This is a genomic window from Rossellomorea vietnamensis NBRC 101237 (assembly GCF_001591825.1).
In the GTDB taxonomy this organism is placed as follows: domain Bacteria; phylum Bacillota; class Bacilli; order Bacillales; family Bacillaceae_B; genus Rossellomorea; species Rossellomorea vietnamensis.
The window spans coordinates 82,135-97,346 of the sequence record NZ_BCVQ01000010.1 but is presented as its reverse complement, the minus strand read 5'-3'; the positions used below and the strand labels follow the sequence as shown (position 1 = coordinate 97,346).

Sequence of the window (15,212 nt, the reverse complement as noted above, 5' to 3'; positions counted from 1 at the left end):
AGTCAATATAAAAAAGGACCAAATTCGTTTTGATATGCGAATTTGGTCCTTTTTCTGTTGTTTAAAGACAAAATTCAACCTTGGAAATTTGTCTTTAAAAGCAGGAAAAACACTATTGAAAAATAGAGGAAATATTTTGCTGGGAAAGAATATAGAAAAGAGTGGAGAAAAGTGGGGGGATGTGGTACATTTGTGTTAGAAAGTGGGGGCAGTGCATATGTTCATGGGCGAATATCAACATAACATTGATAATAAAGGCCGTTTAATCGTACCTGCCAAGTTCCGTGATCATCTCGGGGATTCATTTGTCATCACCCGTGGACTTGATCAGTGCTTATTTGGTTACCCCATGGATGAATGGCGATCCCTTGAGGAAAAGCTTAAAGCCCTGCCGCTTACGAAAAAAGATGCCCGTGCCTTCACTCGATTTTTCTTCTCGGGGGCAACCGAGAGTGAACTGGATAAAACGGGAAGGGTGAATATTCCTGCTACACTTGTGAATTATGCACAATTGGATAAAGAATGCATTATTTTAGGAGTTTCCAATCGAATTGAGATTTGGAGTAAATCATTATGGGAAGACTATTTCACACAGTCTGAAGATTCATTTGCTGAGCTTGCAGAGAATATGGTGGGGTTTGATATATAGCCCACCACAAAACGTTCGATTGGAAAGGTGAAGTCAACATGTTTAAACATACAACTGTATTATTGAAAGAAACCGTAGATGGACTGGCTATCAAGGAAGATGGAGTCTATGTGGATTGTACGTTAGGCGGGGCGGGTCATAGTGAGTACCTGGCCGGAAAGCTTTCGTCCGAGGGGCATCTTTATTGCTTCGATCAGGATGAAACGGCCATCAACCATGCGAAAGAAAAGCTTGCAGCTTATCAGGACAGGGTGACATTCGTTCAATCAAATTTCCGGCATATCAAGGAAGAACTTGAACATCTCGGAGTACATAGTGTGGATGGGATTCTTTACGATCTGGGTGTGTCATCTCCTCAGCTGGATACTCCAGAAAGGGGCTTTAGTTATCACCACGATGCGCCTCTGGATATGAGAATGGACTTACAAGGCGAAGTAAGTGCTTATGATGTCGTCAACCATTGGTCGTTTGAAGATCTGGTCCGAATCTTTTACCGGTATGGTGAAGAAAAATTTTCGAAGCAGATTGCAAGGAAGATTGAAGCGGCACGCGAAGTGAAAGCAATTGAAACGACAGGTGAATTGGTAGAACTGATCAAGGAAGGGATTCCGGCACCTGCAAGGCGAAAGGGTGGTCATCCTGCCAAAAGGGTCTTTCAAGCGATCCGAATTGCCGTCAACGATGAGCTTGGGGCCTTCGAGGATTCGTTAGAACAAGCCATAGGCCTTCTGCATAAGGGTGGAAGAGTGAGTGTCATTACGTTCCATTCTTTAGAAGACCGGATTTGTAAAACGATGTTCAAAGAAAAAGCATCAGGGCCGGACCTGCCACCGGGATTACCCATTATCCCGGAAGGATATGAAGCAGAACTTAAACTTGTAACGAGAAAACCGATCCTGCCGAGCGAAGAAGAGTTGGAAGAAAATAATCGGGCCAGGTCGGCTAAATTGAGAATCGCAGAAAAAAATATATAAAAAGAAGGAAACAGGAGGGAGAATTTTGAGTAACTTAGCGAGAAAGTATGAGCAGCAAAATGTTGAGAAATCCTATCAGTCCGTTCAAGCCAAACCCAAGCGTCTGAATGAAGAAAGAAGGTCCGTTGTCACCCCGGGTGAGAAAATCCTTGTGGCCATCTTCGCAATGGTATTTTGTATCCTGGCGGTTCAAATTGTTTCGACCCAGGCAGCCATCTATGATGTCAACAAAGAGGTTCAGCACGTAGAAACGACCATTGAAAAGCAGGAAAAGGCGAACAATGACCTGAAACTTCAAGTAAGTGAACTTAGTACGTATGAGCGTATTCTCGAAAAAGCAAAGGAACTTGGACTTAACTTGAAAGAAAAGAACGTTAAGGTTGTTGAACAATAATGAAAAAAAGGCCAAGTATGAACATAGGGGCAGCCATCCTTTTCGGGATTTTCGGCTTGCTCTTTTTTGTATTAATGGTCCGCTTCGTCACCATTCAGGTCACGGGAGAAGCGGAAGGGAAGGTCCTGGCATCACAAGCGGCAAAAAAATATATTAAAAGTCATATTTTAGAAGCACATAGAGGAACAATCTTTGACGGGAAAGGGGAGGTCATCGCAGAGGATACATCCGCCTATACACTGGTTGCGATATTAGATCCAAGTATCACCAGTGATCCAAAGAAACCCAAGCATGTGACAGACCCTGAAAAAACGGCCAAAGTCCTCGCGGAGTATCTTGATATGAAGGAAAGTGAGATTTATGAACGCTTAACCAAAAAAAGAGCGGATAATAAACTACCTTATCAAGTGGAATTCGGTGCTGCAGGAAGAGATTTATCCCATCAGATGATGCTCGACATTAAAGAAGAAGATATCCCCGGCGTTACATTCAGGAAGGAAGCGAAGCGATTTTATCCTAACGGCTCCTTCGCCTCCCATCTTATCGGGTTTGCTCAGAAAAAAACCGACGACGATGGGGATTCTACGACCGTGGGTAAAATGGGAGTGGAAGCAAGTTTCAATGATGTATTGAAAGGCAAGGATGGGTCTGTTTCTTATAAGAGTGATGTGTGGGGCTATCTCCTGCCGAATTCAGACGAACATGTTACCCCGCCTGAAGATGGGGATGACCTATACCTGACCATCGACAAGAAGATTCAAACCTTCCTGGAAGAAGCAATGAATGAAGTCCAAAAAAAATACAAGCCTAAGAAAATGTTTGCAATCGTATCCGACCCGAAAACAGGGAAGATTCTTGCCATGAGTCAAAGACCTACATTCCACCCGGATACAAGAGAGGGGCTCCTGGATAACTGGACCAACATCATCGTTGAAGATACGTATGAACCAGGCTCCACGATGAAGTCTTTTTCCCTTGCAGCTGCAGTGAATGAAGGTAAGTTCAATCCGAATGAAACCTATGAATCTGGTAAGTATTATGTGGAAAATGTTCCAAACCCGATCAGGGATCACAATGGAGGAGAAGGTTGGGGAACGATTACATTCCTTGAAGGCGTTCAAAGATCTTCCAATGTTGCATTTGCGAACCTATTGGATAAAATCGGATTTAAGAAATATGAAGACTATTTACATGACTTTGGATTTGGTGAAGCGACAGACGTAGGACTGCCAAATGAGGCATCGGGTTCGATATTGTATCATTACCCGATTGAAAAATACACGACCATTTTCGGTCAAGGTACGACCGTCACACCGCTTCAAATGATTCAGGCGGAGTCGGCGATTGCCAACGATGGGAAAATGATGAAGCCTTATGTCATTTCAAAGATCGTCGATCCCAATACAAAGAAAGTCATCAAAGAGACTAAGCCTGAAGTTTCAGGAAGCCCCATCACGAAGGAAACGGCAATCAAGACGAGGGAGTACCTGGAGACGACTGTCACATCTGAACATGGTACAGGACAGAAGTTTGCGATTGAAGGATATCGTGTCGGCGGTAAATCCGGTTCGGGTCAGATACCTGATCCATCGAATGGTCGTTATATGGTCGGAAAGGAAAATTATCTATTCTCCTTTATGGGTATGGCCCCTATCGATGACCCTCAGTTAATCGTGTATGTAGGGGTCCAACAGCCTGAACTGGAACCGACTGAGATCGGATCGGATCCGGTCTCTGCGGTCTTCAATCCCGTCATGCAAAACAGCTTAAAGTACCTGAACATCAAACCTCAGGAAAAAGTGAGCCTGAAGAAACAATCACTCCCTGAAACGAGGGACATGAGCGTGGAAGAAGCAAAAAAAGAACTGGAAAAAGCAGGCGTGACTCCAGTGGTGGTCGGAAATGGTTCACAAGTGGTCAAACAGCTTCCTCAAGGCGGAAATGCCACTCTTGAAGGGGAAAGAGTCGTGATCAAAACCGATGGAGACATTACCATTCCCGATATGAAGGGATGGTCTGTAAGGGATGTCTTTAAGGTAGCCAATATCGCCGGTCTGAAGATTAATATGGTTGGAAATGGATATGCTTTCAGCCAGAATATACAGCCTGGGATAAAGGTCAAGAAAGATGAGCCACTCGTCGTCAACTTCAAGACCCCTGAAGAAGCGGCGGCACCGAAAGAAAAAGAAGAAGAACAGCTGAATTAACAAAAAGGGATGACTCAATTACCGGAGTCATCCCTTTTTGTCCATCCATTCTTAAAACCCTATACCCCTGCCGAAAGCCCGGACTCTTTCATTGAATTGAAACATACCACCATGAGTCCAAGCATATAATGGAACGAGCCATAGAAGGGGAGGTTCCATTTGTGAAAAGAGTATCCAATGTAACGGTAAGGAAGAGGTTGGCAGTAGCGCTTATAGTAGGAGTCCTTATTTTCTCCATCATAGATATCCGGCTGGGGTATGTTCAGTTTTTTAAAGGGGACTGGCTTACCGGTTTGGCAAAAGACTCCTGGAGTCGAAATATTCCATTTCAACCTGAGAGAGGGAAAATAGTCGACCGAAATGGAGTAGAACTCGCAGGGAATCAAAGTGCACCGACTATATTTGTCGTTCCACGGCAAATTACGGACCCTCAAGGAACAGCGGATAAACTGGCAGCCGTTCTTAATATTTCAGTTGAGTCTGCATATAAATATGTAACACAGAAAGCCAATATGGTGCTGATAAAGGAAGCAAGGAAGATCTCGTATGAAAAAGCGAAAGAGGTAAGGGATTTAAATTTGAAAGGCGTGTACTTAGGCGAGGATTCTAAGCGTTATTATCCATATGGAAGTTATTTATCCCATGTACTCGGCTTCGCAGGAATCGATAATCAAGGGCTCATGGGGCTCGAACTTTCTTATGATGAAGAGCTTAGTGGAGATAAAGGGTATGTGAAATTCTTCTCCGATGCCAAAGGAAAGAGAATGCCTGATATGGCCGATGATTTTGAAAAGCCGGAGAATGGATTGGATTTAAAGTTAACGATCGATACCAAAGTGCAAACCATCGTTGAGCGTGAATTGGATATCGCAGAGGCGACGTATAATCCAGATGGCATCATCGCCATCGCCATGAATCCTAAGAATGGTGAAATACTCGCCATGTCCAGCAGGCCGACATTTGATCCGGCTAATTTCCGTAATGTGCCCCAGGAGATCTATAATCGGAATTTACCGATTTGGAGCACGTATGAACCAGGATCCACGTTCAAGATCATTACGCTTGCAGCGGCCCTCGAAGAGAAAAAGGTGGATCTCTATAAAGAAACCTTTCATGACCCCGGGCATATCGAAGTGGCCGGATCGACACTACACTGCTGGAAGCGTGGGGGACACGGAACACAAACATTCCTTGAAGTGGTACAGAACTCATGTAACCCGGGATTTGTCGAGTTGGGTCAAAGGTTAGGGAAAGAAAAATTATTCAGTTATATCCATGATTTTGGTTTTGGTGAGAAGACAGGGATCGATCTGCAAGGGGAAGGGAAGGGCATTCTCTTTAATCTCGACCGTGTCGGGCCTGTAGAGCAGGCGACAACCGCATTTGGCCAGGGGGTGGCCGTTACCCCTATTCAACAGGTCGCAGCAGTGTCAGCGGCAGTCAATGGAGGAATATTGTATCAGCCCTATATCGCAAAAGAGCTTATCGACCCTTCAACCGGAGAAGTGGTCATGAGAAAGAGCCCTCAGATCAAGAAAAGGGTCATTTCCGAAGAAACGTCAAAGCAGATTCGTGAAGCGTTGGAAAGTGTAGTGGCCAAAGGAAGCGGAAAGAAAGCGTTTGTAGATGGTTACCGGGTAGGGGGGAAGACGGGGACAGCGCAGAAGGCAAAGGATGGTAAGTACCTGGAAAACAATCATATCGTTTCCTTCATGGGAGTGGCTCCTGCAGATGACCCTCAGATTGTGGTGTATGTCGCTGTCGATAATCCGAAGGGGACGATTCAATTCGGTGGAGTCGTGGCTGCACCGATCGGAGGGAGTATCATAGGTGATAGTCTGGAGGCAATGGGGGTCCCGAAGCGTAAAGGTCAAATTGAAAAAGAGATGACGTGGACCGACACTCCGTTGATTGAAACCCCGGATCTGGTCGGATTGACGAAAAATGAACTGCAGGAACAACTGGTGAATCTTGACCTGGATGTAAGTGGAAGCGGTGAAAAGGTGGTAAGTCAGTCTCCGGACCCGGGAGTGAAAATAAAACAGGGTTCAAAGGTTAGGGTCTACCTATCTGAAGAATAATGGCACAGAAGGTCTACACGATCGTCATTTCATGATATACTTTTCATTTATGCCGGGGATTTGGACGGATGGATCCCCGGGGTATAAAGTGTCAGTTCGCGTGACGTAAAAAAGATATCGAACTAAGTTAAAAGGTTGATAGCTTTCATTCATATTTTTTTGTAAAATATAAAAAGGTTGCTTTCTGCCTGTGAGGAGTTGAAAGGATGAGATTGCACACTTTGCTTGAAGTACTACCGTTTTTCTCAGTACATGGTGAAGGGAATCCGGATATTTCAAACATCGCGAATCACCACAAGAAAGTAAAGAATGGTGATTTATTTATTTGTATCAATGGATTGGAAATCGATAGCCACTCTCTTGCAGAGGTGGCAGAGAAGAATGGTGCAGCAGCGATCCTTGCAGAAAGGAGACTGGATGCAGGCATTCCTGTCATCATTGTTCCCGATACGAAGAAAGCGATGGCGATTCTAGCGGACCATTTTTATAAACAGCCCTCCCATCAGCTGCTTTTGGTCGGAGTGACGGGGACGAATGGCAAAACCACGACGACCCATCTCATCGATCATGTTTTTACTCAAAGTGGGATGAAGACAGGATTGATTGGAACCCTGCATATCAAAGTGGGGGAGGAGTTGGAGGTCAGCCATAATACCACGCCTGACAGTTTGACCCTTCAGCAGACGTTCAGACGATTTTGCGATAAAGGGGTGCGGTCCGCCATCATGGAAGTCTCTTCACATGCTTTGGATCAAGGACGTGTGCATGGGTGTGACTATGACATAGCAGTGTTTACGAACCTGACGCAGGATCATCTGGATTATCATAAAACAATGGAAGACTACCGTAATGCAAAAGGCTTATTGTTTTCTCAATTAGGGAATACTTATTTCAAGAAATCCCCTAAGTATGCCATTATTAATAAGGACGATGATGCATCTGATTATTTCATCAAATCCACAGCCGCCCATGTCGTTACATATGGACTGTCTCCATCAGCTGACTTTCATGCAAAAGATGTGGTCCTTAGGGCAACAGAGTCGGTCTTCACCCTTGTCACACCATTTGGGGAACGGGAAATGGTTTTAAAGTATGCCGGGAAGTTTAATGTATACAACGCCCTGGCTGCAATAGCGACAGCGTTTGCTGCGGGTATACCAATTGATGAAAGTATAAGGAGCCTCGAAAAAGCCAAAGGGGTCAGGGGACGGTTTGAAACCATTTCAGAAGGTCAGCCATTTTCGGTCATCGTCGACTATGCCCATACTCCGGATGGCTTGAAGAATGTGTTAGAGACCATCAGGACGATTACAAACGGCCATGTCATTGTAGTGGTAGGATGCGGAGGGGACAGGGATAGGATCAAGAGGCCGATCATGGCGGAGATTGCCTGTGATTATGGCGATTATGCCATTTTCACTTCTGATAATCCCAGGACAGAGGATCCGGAGGCCATCTTGAAGGATATGGAAGCCGGAGTTGTCGGCAAGCAATATCAATTGATCGTTGATCGCAAAGACGCGATCAAAGAAGCCTTGAGTCTTGCGAAACCGGAAGATGTCGTCCTGATTGCCGGGAAAGGGCATGAAACCTATCAGATCATCGGGAATCATGTATACGATTTTGATGACCGGGAAGTGGCAAGACACTTCATCAAGGGGATGTAGGAATGCTCCTTTATGATGAAGTTAGAAAAAAGTTTCCGGAAACCAGAGGAATCCATTTGCCGGGCTACTCCTTTTTAGTAGTTTCAAATTCAACTAGGATGGGAATGGAGAAAGGACTATATATACCTGCAGGTGATGAAGTGAACCTTTTTAGAAGCATTGAAAAAGGAGCGATTGCTTCCCTTTGGCACAAGGGTGAAGAAATCCCATCATTTGTCCCCAATCACTTTCCGTTATTTATAGTTGAAGATGTATACAGGGCTTATGTAGACTTACAAGAGAGTTACAAACAAAATTACAATCAAGAAAAGTGGGAAATTATGACGAAGTTTATTTTTAGCAGCGAATCTGAACAGCATCAAACAAATGATAAGTCTATGGAGGGATCTATACTGGATCCAACCGATGGAATGGGAGGGGAATGACGATGATGGAACAAGTGATCTTTTTTACCATCATAATGGCGTTTCTCATAACCGTATTGCTTGCCCCATTATTTATCCCTTTCCTCAGAAGATTGAAGTTTGGACAAAGCATCAGGGATGAAGGGCCCGAGTCGCATCAAAAGAAGACCGGTACACCAACGATGGGTGGGATCGTGTTCCTAGTATCCATCGTCATCACGACATTTGTTATGACCGGTAAATATTCAGAACCGGGCCCTGAAACGTATTTAATGATCCTCGTGACTGTTGGATTTGGTTTATTGGGTTTCCTGGATGACTTTATAAAAGTCGTGATGAAAAGGAATTTAGGTTTGACCTCCAAGCAGAAGCTGCTGGGACAGATTGTCATATCGGTGATCTTCTATCTTATCTTTAAACAAAACGACTTTCCGACCACTGTTTCGATACCACTGACGGATATTTCGTTTGAATTAGGCTGGTTTTATTGCTTATTCATTATCTTTTGGCTTGTTGGATTTTCAAACGCAGTCAATCTGACGGATGGTCTGGACGGTTTGGTGTCCGGAACAAGTGCCATTGCATTCGGCGCACTGGCTGTACTTGCGTGGAGTCAATCCCAATATGATGTTGCCATCTTTGGAGTAGCGGTGGTGGGGGCGGTTCTTGGCTTCCTCGTCTTCAATGCACATCCTGCCAAAGTATTCATGGGAGATACGGGCTCACTTGCACTCGGAGGCGCAATCGCCACGATCGCCATTCTAACCAAGCTTGAAATCATATTGATCCTTATCGGGGGAGTTTTCGTCATTGAGACTCTTTCCGTCATCTTACAGGTGGCAAGTTTTAAAACAACAGGAAAACGAATTTTCAAAATGAGCCCATTGCACCACCACTATGAGCTGGTTGGATGGTCGGAGTGGCGTGTCGTCGTCACGTTTTGGACTGTGGGATTACTTTTTGCCGTTTTAGGAATCTATATTGAGGTGTGGTTATAAGTGAAAAACATTACAAAATTCAAACATAAAAAAGTACTGGTATTAGGTTTGGCAAAAAGTGGGGTAAGTGCTGCCTCTCTCCTACATAAGTTAGAAGCATTTGTTACGGTCAATGACCAAAAGCCTTTATCAGAAAATCCCGAAGCTCAAGGGCTCCTGCAGGAAGGGATTAAAGTCATATGCGGTAGTCATCCCATCGAGCTTCTCGATGAAGGCTTTCAATATGTCATAAAGAATCCGGGTATCCCATATCATAACCCATTGATAAAAAAAGCGATGGAGAAGAATATTCCCGTTTTAACAGAAGTCGAGCTCGCTTATCTCATTTCAGAGGCGGAAATGATCGGGATCACGGGAACCAATGGAAAAACGACCACCACGACACTGTTATTCGAAATGTTGAAAGAGGATAACCAAAAGCCTCTGATCGCCGGGAATATTGGAACCGTTGCTTCTGAAGTGGCCCAGGATGCGAAAGAGGACGAAAAGATGGTAGTCGAACTATCTTCCTTCCAACTGATGGGGACCCAGGAATTCGCTCCGCACATTGCCATCATTACAAATTTGTATGATGCCCATCTGGATTACCATGGGGACTTGAACGAATATTGGAAAGCAAAATCCAATATTACAAAAAACCAAACGGAAAAAGACTATCTCATCATTAACGGAGACCAAGAGCATGTACAGGATACGGTCAGCTTTACCAAAGCCCAGGTGATTCGCTTTTCAACCGAAAAGGAAATAGAAGGCGGTGCCTATATTAAGGATCGTGCGATCTATTTCAAAGACGAAAAAGTGGTGGATTTATCCTCCATCGTCCTTCCTGGAGCGCATAACCTTGAAAATATCCTATGTGCCGTTGCAGCCTGTAAAATATATGGGGTGTCAAATGATAGTATCAAAAAGGTATTGAGTACGTTCGGCGGAGTGAAACATCGGACTCAATTCGTCCGGGAAATGAATGGCATCAAATTTTACAATGATTCTAAAGCAACGAACAGCCTGGCGACGAAAAGTGCGCTTAAAGCATTTGAATCCCCTACTATACTGCTTGCAGGGGGATTGGATCGCGGAAATGAATTTGATGACCTGATTCCATTCCTCGGAAACGTCAAAACATTGATCACCTTTGGAGAGACCTCTGAGAAGTTCGTGAAGACTGGGGAAAAGGCAGGGATACAAACGATTATTCCTGTCGATAATGTTGAAAAAGCGGTTCCGGTTGCGTATGAGCATGCACGGGAAGGGGATATCGTATTATTGTCCCCTGCATGTGCAAGCTGGGATCAATATCGTACTTTTGAACAACGCGGTGACATGTTTATCGAGGCCGTGCATAAGCTTTAATAAGGGCTTGTCCATATAGAGCATCCATACTTACACAACCAGTCATTCAATCCGGGATCAGTAGTTTTCTATGCTCGAACGGCTCTAAATTTGTCTATTCGAGGTGTTTAGGATTGCCTTTAAAAAAATCGACTCCCGATTTTATACTCATTGTGGTTACGCTCACTTTGCTTGCGATTGGACTGGTCATGGTATACAGTGCGAGTGCTGTATGGGCAGATTACAAATTTAATGACTCCTTTTTCTTTGCAAAAAGACAGGTGCTCTTCGCAGGTGTAGGATTATTCGCCATGTTTTTCATCATGAACGTAGAGTACTGGACATGGAGAAACTGGTCAAAGATCATCATCATCGTATGCTTCGTCCTCCTTGTGCTCGTTCTCATTCCCGGCATAGGGGTACTCCGGAACGGTTCGAGGAGCTGGATCGGGGTGGGGGCCTTCTCCATTCAGCCTTCAGAGTTTATGAAACTCGCCATGATCGCTTTTCTATCAAAGTATTTATCTGAGAACCAAAAGTATATTACTTCGTTTAGAAAAGGAGTACTTCCGGCACTTTTACTTGTGTTTACGGCTTTTGGAATGATCATGCTCCAGCCGGACTTGGGGACGGGTACCGTCATGGTGGGGACTTCTGTTGTGATGATCTTCATATCCGGGGCCCGGATTAAACATTTCGTAGGACTCGGCATGATCGGTTTGCTTGGGTTTGTAGGACTCGTCATTTCTGCTCCTTACCGGATTAAACGGATCACATCCTTTTTAGATCCCTGGCAGGATCCGCTCAATAGCGGTTTCCAGATCATTCAATCCCTGTATGCCATCGGACCTGGTGGATTGTTCGGTTTGGGTCTGGGACAGAGCAGACAGAAGTTCTTTTATTTACCGGAACCTCAAAACGACTTTATATTTGCTATTTTAGCAGAGGAACTTGGATTTATAGGGGGAACCCTAGTATTGATCCTGTTTTCATTGATCTTGTGGAGAGGGATCAGGATCGCATTGGGGGCACCTGATTTATTTGGCAGCTTCCTGGCTCTGGGGATCGTGTCCATGATTGCCATCCAGGTGATGATCAACGTAGGGGTCGTGACGGGGCTGATGCCCGTAACCGGGATTACACTTCCATTCTTGAGCTACGGGGGATCCTCTTTGACCCTCATGCTCATGGCTGTAGGTGTCCTGTTGAATATAAGCCGCTATTCGAGGAACTAATGCTCCACTAAAGAGATTGACACATGAAAAATGGCAGAAAGAAGTGCATGGTCATAAAAGACCTCACCACTCCTTCCCATTTTTCTCAGTCGGTCTCTTTTTTTGTATCTCTTACACAACGAAGAAAATCTTTCCGTTGAATGAAATAACGATAGGATATTTGCGTTTTCGATGTTACAATAAATTACATATACGTAATTCATTTTGATCATACCTTTTCAAAATAAAGGAGAGTTTGTTACTTTTGTTAACCAAAACTTTTACAATTCAATGACATGCATTCATTATGGTGCAATTGTTGTTTAAAATAGGGTTCAAGAGTGAAATACATAGGATGGTCCTTCTTTTGGAAAGTGAATGAAAGTACATATACGAAAAGCGGTATGGACAATCCATCTTATGGTGACGGTGGGTCAATTTCTCCCAAAATAGGCCATTAACCCTGCATCACTCATTTTTTTGTCTTTATTAGGCAATATGGCAGAAAATAACGTTCTATTCCTCTTTTAACATGTTATTCCTTCGTATAGAATAGAAGGTATCCCAATGTAAAGAGTACTTTCATTATAAGACATGACGAGTTCAGCTTACTCATGGCATAATGAATTCAAAGTGAAATTGAGGAGAACGAAATGAAAAAAGAAAATGTTGTTTCCCTTGAAGATCGTATTCCTAAACTAAAACAACACCGAAAAAAGAAAGCAAACCGCAGGCTACTGTTTTTACTTTCTTTATTCTTTCTGATGATATTGTCGGTTGTATACTTTCAATCGCCCTTGAGTCATGTAAACAAAGTGTCCGTTCATGGGAATGAACTTATATCCAATAAGACGGTTCTTCAAAAAAGTGGAATTGACAAAGGTATGAATGTATGGAGTGTAAGCAAAGAAAAAACGGTCGAGCAATTAAAGAAACTTCCTGAAGTAAAGGATGCGAAAGTGGAATTATCCTTTCCGAATTCATTCGACATTACCATTCAAGAATATGATAAAAAAGCATATCTCTCAAAGGGGAATAAATTTTTTGTCATTTTGGAAAATGGGAAGGTCCTGGATAAAGGGACCGGATCGATTCCTGTGGATGCACCTCTATTGAGGGGATTCGAAGAAGATAAGGTCCTGGTCAAAATGGTGAACGAATTAGGGGAACTTCCAAAAGAAGTGCAGCATCTCATCTCAGAGATTAACCTCGTTCCCAAGAAGACAGACCAATATCACTTGACTCTATTTATGAATGATGGGTTCGAAGTGAGTGCGACCATCCGGAGCTTCTCTGAAAAGATGGTGCATTATCCTTCGATCGTCAGCCAATTAGACCCTTCGGTAAAAGGGGTCATTGACCTAGAGGTCGGTTCTTACTTCAGAGCATACGAAACGGAAGGTGAACAAACGGATGAAGAGGATGAAGGTGAGAGGTAAGCACGTGGTCCTCTCTCTTGTATGTCTGGTTTTGGGTTTCATCCTAGCTTTTTCATTCAGTCTGGCAAACACAGAACAAAATGAGCTCGGGAGCCGGACAAATGGTCAATGGAAACAGGAAGAAACGTTAAGAGATCAAATCCTCGAGTACCAGCAGAAGAATAATCGCCTGCAGGAAAAGCTTTATGAGAAACAGGAGAAGGTCGGCAATATGGAGAAGGAATTCTCCAAAGAGAAGCAAATTTATTTCAACCTGGCAGAGGATGCCGAGAAGTACCGTATGTACCTAGGCAAAACGAAAGTGAAGGGGCCGGGGGTGACGGTGACCTTGTCCGATGCGAAATATGACCCGGAGGAAGAAAACGCAAATAATTATATTGTCCATGAACACCACGTCTTTAAGGTGATCAATGAATTATATATAGCAGGTGCCTCTGCGGTTGCCATCAACGGACAAAGACTTAAGCATGATTCATACATACTGTGTAACGGTCCAGTCATCCAGATTGATGGCATCGAGTACCCTGCCCCATTCAAAATAACGGCAATCGGAGATCCGGAAGTGCTGTCCTCCGCCATGAATATCACAGGCGGAGTGAAGGATCAGCTGGTGAATGAAAATATCATATTTGAGATGAAAAAAGAAAATTCGGTCATCCTCGAACCCACGATTGGCGAATCATGAGCCGGCTCCCATTGAAGTAAATGATACGGGCGAGGGTCAGGTCCCGAAAGTAAGGTGCAATAAATGGACAACAAACTTAAAATCAGCTTTACCGTCATTACGGTCATCATCGGGTTTATGATTGCCATTCAGTTCCAGACTGTCAAAGAGCCAGTTGTCCGGGATACCAGAGATATCTGGGAACTGAGGGAAGCGCTTCTGAAAGAAAAGGAAGTCAATTCCAATTTATTATCGGAAACGCGTTCTGTGGAAGCGAAGCTGGAACAGTATAAAACCGAGCAGCAATCAAGCCCCGAGCAGGCCTTAAAGCAAACGTTAGAGGAATTGAAGACTGAAATGGGCCTGACGGAAAAAACGGGTCCCGGTCTTATCCTGACGATAGAGCCTTCGATGGAGGAAATCCTCCTCGGTGAAAAAGTTCAGAATGTCTCACCAGAACTTTTGGAGAGGCTTGTAAATGAACTGAATCAGTATGATGCTGTAGATATCGCGATTGACGGCCATCGCCTAATCAATACGTCAGTCATCCGGGATATCAATGGAGAAACGAAGGTGGACGGTAATTCAATCAAGAAAATACCGTTTGAAGTCAGGGTGTTGACCAAGGATGTAAATGCAGCCAAGGACCTGTATAACCGCATGCAGGTTTCTAGATCCGTTGAAGACTTCTTTATCGATAACCTCCGGGTCAGCATCTCAAAGCCTTTAGAAAAGCTCACGGTTCCAGAATATAAAGATACGATCCGGATCCGCTTCATGGAACCGGTTAAGGAAAGGGGAGGGAACGAATAATATGTGGCTTCCCGTTTTAGGGTTGCTAGTAGGGGTCGTCCTGGGGCTTCTGACAGATATTAGGATTCCAGAAGAGTATTCCAATTATTTATCGATTGCGGTCCTCGCAGCATTGGATACATTATTTGGCGGTATTCGTGCCCACCTTCAAAATATTTATGATGACAAGGTCTTTGTTTCTGGATTCTTTTTTAATATTTTACTAGCAGCAAGTTTAGCTTTTCTGGGTGTACATCTTGGTGTAGACTTATATTTGGCGGCTGTTTTTGCTTTTGGGGTAAGGTTATTCCAAAACATTGCAGTGATTAGAAGAATAATGATTAGCAATTGGTCAAATAATCAAGAAAAAAGAGAAAAAAATTAGAATTTTAAAAGGGAA

The 15,212-nt window shown here is 43.8% G+C and carries 14 protein-coding genes; all 14 read left to right on the top strand.

The genetic code is table 11. The annotated features are described in order from the left end of the window. Positions 1–217 precede the first annotated feature (217 nt). The 14 genes from mraZ (at position 218) to BVI01S_RS07860 (ending at position 15,197) form a co-directional block, all read left to right on the top strand. Positions 218–649, top strand: a complete 432-nt coding sequence (mraZ, locus tag BVI01S_RS07925) for a division/cell wall cluster transcriptional repressor MraZ (protein WP_034755875.1) — start codon at positions 218–220, stop codon at positions 647–649. A gap of 38 nt (positions 650–687) precedes the next feature. Further along, positions 688–1,623 (top strand): 16S rRNA (cytosine(1402)-N(4))-methyltransferase RsmH, encoded by a 936-nt coding sequence (gene rsmH, locus BVI01S_RS07920; protein ID WP_061809832.1) that lies wholly within the window; start codon positions 688–690, stop codon positions 1,621–1,623. A gap of 25 nt (positions 1,624–1,648) precedes the next feature. Beyond that, positions 1,649–2,017 (top strand): cell division protein FtsL, encoded by a 369-nt coding sequence (gene ftsL / locus BVI01S_RS07915; protein ID WP_034755869.1) that lies wholly within the window; start codon positions 1,649–1,651, stop codon positions 2,015–2,017. After that, on the top strand, positions 2,017–4,224 hold the full coding sequence (locus tag BVI01S_RS07910) for a penicillin-binding protein (RefSeq protein WP_061809831.1): 2,208 nt from the start codon (positions 2,017–2,019) through the stop codon (positions 4,222–4,224). Before ftsL ends, BVI01S_RS07910 begins: the two co-directional genes overlap by 1 nt. A gap of 161 nt (positions 4,225–4,385) precedes the next feature. Further along, positions 4,386–6,305: a stage V sporulation protein D gene (locus BVI01S_RS07905; protein WP_034755865.1), complete on the top strand. Its 1,920-nt coding sequence runs from the start codon at positions 4,386–4,388 to the stop codon at positions 6,303–6,305. A 206-nt stretch (positions 6,306–6,511) separates the two neighbouring features. Then, complete coding sequence (locus tag BVI01S_RS07900; RefSeq protein WP_034755862.1) at positions 6,512–7,972, top strand: UDP-N-acetylmuramoyl-L-alanyl-D-glutamate--2,6-diaminopimelate ligase; 1,461 nt, start codon at positions 6,512–6,514, stop codon at positions 7,970–7,972. 104 nt (positions 7,973–8,076) lie between these two features. Continuing rightward, the gene (locus BVI01S_RS07895; protein ID WP_156477313.1) at positions 8,077–8,397 is read left to right on the top strand and encodes a hypothetical protein; all 321 of its coding nucleotides are present in this window, start codon (positions 8,077–8,079) and stop codon (positions 8,395–8,397) included. Between the two features lie 2 nt (positions 8,398–8,399). Further along, positions 8,400–9,374 carry a phospho-N-acetylmuramoyl-pentapeptide-transferase gene (mraY, locus tag BVI01S_RS07890; protein ID WP_034755857.1) on the top strand — a complete coding sequence of 325 codons (975 nt, stop codon included), beginning with the start codon at positions 8,400–8,402 and terminating at the stop codon, positions 9,372–9,374. Beyond that, positions 9,375–10,724 (top strand): UDP-N-acetylmuramoyl-L-alanine--D-glutamate ligase, encoded by a 1,350-nt coding sequence (gene murD / locus BVI01S_RS07885; RefSeq protein ID WP_034755854.1) that lies wholly within the window; start codon positions 9,375–9,377, stop codon positions 10,722–10,724. A gap of 113 nt (positions 10,725–10,837) precedes the next feature. Next, entirely contained in the window at positions 10,838–11,938 is a 1,101-nt protein-coding gene (gene spoVE, locus BVI01S_RS07880; protein ID WP_034755851.1) for a stage V sporulation protein E, read from the top strand. Between the two features lie 632 nt (positions 11,939–12,570). After that, a complete protein-coding gene (locus BVI01S_RS07875; RefSeq protein ID WP_034755849.1) occupies positions 12,571–13,356 on the top strand; it encodes a cell division protein FtsQ/DivIB in 786 nt (261 codons plus the stop codon). Beyond that, positions 13,331–14,041 (top strand): DUF881 domain-containing protein, encoded by a 711-nt coding sequence (locus BVI01S_RS07870; RefSeq protein WP_034755846.1) that lies wholly within the window; start codon positions 13,331–13,333, stop codon positions 14,039–14,041. Before BVI01S_RS07875 ends, BVI01S_RS07870 begins: the two co-directional genes overlap by 26 nt. A gap of 63 nt (positions 14,042–14,104) precedes the next feature. Beyond that, positions 14,105–14,833, top strand: a complete 729-nt coding sequence (locus tag BVI01S_RS07865; RefSeq protein WP_034755843.1) for a DUF881 domain-containing protein — start codon at positions 14,105–14,107, stop codon at positions 14,831–14,833. Position 14,834: 1 nt separating this feature from the next. Next, the gene (locus tag BVI01S_RS07860; RefSeq protein ID WP_034755840.1) at positions 14,835–15,197 is read left to right on the top strand and encodes a small basic family protein; all 363 of its coding nucleotides are present in this window, start codon (positions 14,835–14,837) and stop codon (positions 15,195–15,197) included. Positions 15,198–15,212 lie beyond the last annotated feature (15 nt).

Coding starts and splice junctions, on each gene's coding strand:
- mraZ (WP_034755875.1), top strand. CDS start 218: ATGTTCATGGGCGAATATCAACATAACATTGATAATAAAGGCCGTTTA.
- rsmH (WP_061809832.1), top strand. CDS start 688: ATGTTTAAACATACAACTGTATTATTGAAAGAAACCGTAGATGGACTG.
- BVI01S_RS07910 (WP_061809831.1), top strand. CDS start 2,017: ATGAAAAAAAGGCCAAGTATGAACATAGGGGCAGCCATCCTTTTCGGG.
- BVI01S_RS07900 (WP_034755862.1), top strand. CDS start 6,512: ATGAGATTGCACACTTTGCTTGAAGTACTACCGTTTTTCTCAGTACAT.
- BVI01S_RS07895 (WP_156477313.1), top strand. CDS start 8,077: ATGGAGAAAGGACTATATATACCTGCAGGTGATGAAGTGAACCTTTTT.
- mraY (WP_034755857.1), top strand. CDS start 8,400: ATGATGGAACAAGTGATCTTTTTTACCATCATAATGGCGTTTCTCATA.
- BVI01S_RS07875 (WP_034755849.1), top strand. CDS start 12,571: ATGAAAAAAGAAAATGTTGTTTCCCTTGAAGATCGTATTCCTAAACTA.
- BVI01S_RS07870 (WP_034755846.1), top strand. CDS start 13,331: ATGAAGAGGATGAAGGTGAGAGGTAAGCACGTGGTCCTCTCTCTTGTA.
- BVI01S_RS07865 (WP_034755843.1), top strand. CDS start 14,105: ATGGACAACAAACTTAAAATCAGCTTTACCGTCATTACGGTCATCATC.
- BVI01S_RS07860 (WP_034755840.1), top strand. CDS start 14,835: ATGTGGCTTCCCGTTTTAGGGTTGCTAGTAGGGGTCGTCCTGGGGCTT.